General features: G+C 70.6%; 4 protein-coding genes. 2 read left to right on the top strand and 2 right to left on the bottom strand.

Going from position 1 to position 2,174, the window contains the following annotated elements; all coding sequences use genetic code 11:
- Positions 1-200, top strand: a 200-nt coding sequence (locus F8279_RS30765) for a hypothetical protein (protein WP_225853459.1), incomplete at its 5' end; no start/stop codon positions are given.
- 19 nt (positions 201-219) lie between these two features.
- Here F8279_RS30765 and hpt read toward each other — a convergent pair.
- Both hpt and F8279_RS30415 read right to left on the bottom strand, forming a co-directional pair.
- Positions 220-795 (bottom strand): hypoxanthine phosphoribosyltransferase, encoded by a 576-nt coding sequence (hpt, locus tag F8279_RS29585; RefSeq protein ID WP_013288988.1) that lies wholly within the window; start codon positions 793-795, stop codon positions 220-222.
- 99 nt (positions 796-894) lie between these two features.
- On the bottom strand, positions 895-1,032 hold the full coding sequence (locus F8279_RS30415; protein WP_175438838.1) for a hypothetical protein: 138 nt from the start codon (positions 1,030-1,032) through the stop codon (positions 895-897).
- Between the two features lie 150 nt (positions 1,033-1,182).
- Here F8279_RS30415 and F8279_RS29580 point away from each other — a divergent pair, with 150 nt between their 5' ends.
- Positions 1,183-2,142, top strand: coding sequence for a GlxA family transcriptional regulator (locus F8279_RS29580; protein ID WP_091425751.1), 960 nt, complete (start codon positions 1,183-1,185; stop codon positions 2,140-2,142).
- Positions 2,143-2,174: the final 32 nt, after the last annotated feature.

The raw sequence follows: 2,174 nt of genomic DNA, 5'->3' as shown, positions 1-2,174 counted from the left end.
AGCAGCACGCCCTTCGGGATCTTGGCGCCCAGGGCCTGGTATTTCGCCGGGTTCTGCAGGAAGTCCTTGATCTCGTGCAGTTCCTCGACCGCCTCGTCCGCACCCGCGACGTCCGCGAAGGTGGTCTCGTGGAGGGTGCCTCCACGCCACCGGTCCCTACCGTAGACCGGAAGACTGAGAGCCCGCTGAATGTCAGCTGATGAAGGACTCGGCGAATCCTCAGGCCCGCGCGTACACCTCGGGCTTGAGCACCCCGACGTAGGGCACCTCGCGGTACCGCTCGCCGAAGTCGAGCCCGTAGCCCACGACGAACTCGGTCGGGATGTCGAACCCGACGTACTTGACCGGGACCTGCACCTTGACCGCGTCCGGCTTGCGGAAGAGCGCGACCACCTCGACGCTCGCCGCGGAGCGCGACTCCAGGTAGCGCAGCAGCCAGGACAGCGTCAGGCCGGAGTCGACGATGTCCTCGACCACCACCACGTGCCGGCCGGCGATGTCCCGGTCCAGGTCCTTGAGGATGCGGACCACGCCGGACGAGGTGGTGCCCTGGCCGTAGGACGAGACGGCCATGAACTCCAGCTCGGCGGGCGGACCCTGGCGGCCCAGCGCGCGGGCGAAGTCGGCCATGAACATGACCGCTCCCTTGAGCACACACACGAGCAGCAGGCCGTCCTCGACGTGGGCGTAGTCCGCCGAGACCTGCTTGGCCAGCTCCGCGGTCTTGTCGCGGATCTGCGCCTCCGAGATGATCACGTGGTCGATGTCGGCGTCGTACCAGGAGCCGTCAGCCATGCTCCTAGCCTGCCGTACGCCCCGGCGCCGCCGTCGGCGGGGCCGCCCCTTTTGGCGCGGTCCCGCCGGGGATTTTCGGCGCGAACTGAATAAATCACCTCAGCAGGTACGGGAGCGCCAGCGCTGTCCGTCATCGCTCGGCTTCCAGTCGGCCGAGTCGCGGGTGTCGGTGGTGAACCCGAAGGCGCTGGCGCCGACGAGAAGGAGCAGGAAGAGCAGGAACAGCAGAACGGTCATGGCGGCGCTCGCTTTCGTGTGGTTGAGACTGTTTTCGCCGCCGGTGCGCACCGGACACCATTGATTCTGTGCGCCACCGACCGATCCGGACAGTGGCAGGAATGTCATTGGGCATCGATTTACTGCCACCTGTCGGGTTACCCTCGTCACATGCTTCGCTCGGTCGCCGTCATCGCCATGGACCAGGTCGCCGCGTTCGAACTCGGCGTGCTCGCCGAGGTCTTCGGCACCGACCGCACCGCCGACGGCTTCCCCGGGTACCGGTTCGACGTCTGCACCGCCGACGGCGGTGCGGTCCGTAGCCGCTCCGGGTTCCTGCTCACCCCCACCGCCGACCTGGGCCCGGTCGAGGACGCCGACCTGGTGGCGATACCCGCGCACGCCGACGGCACCCCGGCGCCGGAGCCGGTGCTCGCCGCGCTGCGCCGCGCCGCCGACCGTGGCGCCTGGCTGCTCAGCGTCTGCGCCGGCGCGTTCGTCCTCGGCGAGGCGGGCGTGCTCGACGGGCGCGACTGCACCACCCACTGGCGGTACACCGACGAACTCCAGCAGCGCTTCCCGGCCGCCCGGGTCCAGTGCGACTCGCTCTACGTCCAGGACGACCGGCTGCTCACCAGCGCCGGCACCGCCGCCGGCATCGACGCCTGCCTGCATCTGGTACGCCAGGAGCACGGCTCCGCGGTGGCGACCCGGCTGGCCCGCCGGATGGTGGTCCCGCCGCACCGCGACGGCGGCCAGTCGCAGTACGTCGAGGCACCGATCCCCAAGGCGCCGGAGGCACCCACCCTGGAACCGGTGCTGGAATGGCTGATGGGGCACCTGCGCCGTTCGGTGACGGTGGACGAGTTGGCGGCCCGCGCCGGGATGGCCCCGCGCACGTTCGCCCGCCGGTTCCGCGCCGAGACGGGCACCACCCCGCACGACTGGGTGACCAACCAGCGGGTGCTGCTGGCCCGGCACCTGCTGGAGGACACCTCACTGAGCGTGGAGAGCGTCGCCGAGCAGGCCGGCTTCGGTGACTCGGCGGCCCTGCGGCACCACTTCACCCGCCGGGTGGGCACCACCCCGCTGGCCTACCGCACCACCTTCCGAGACCGCCAAACCACCTGACACCCCCGCCCCGCCCCGGCCCCCGGTCCGCC

Source organism: Micromonospora sp. AMSO1212t (assembly GCF_008868145.1).
GTDB lineage: Bacteria > Actinomycetota > Actinomycetes > Mycobacteriales > Micromonosporaceae > Micromonospora > Micromonospora tulbaghiae.
Note: the sequence above shows the minus strand (reverse complement) of the source record. Positions and strands in the feature narration are given on the sequence as shown.

Coding starts and splice junctions, on each gene's coding strand:
- hpt (WP_013288988.1), bottom strand. CDS start 795: ATGGCTGACGGCTCCTGGTACGACGCCGACATCGACCACGTGATCATC.
- F8279_RS29580 (WP_091425751.1), top strand. CDS start 1,183: ATGCTTCGCTCGGTCGCCGTCATCGCCATGGACCAGGTCGCCGCGTTC.
- F8279_RS30415 (WP_175438838.1), bottom strand. CDS start 1,032: ATGACCGTTCTGCTGTTCCTGCTCTTCCTGCTCCTTCTCGTCGGCGCC.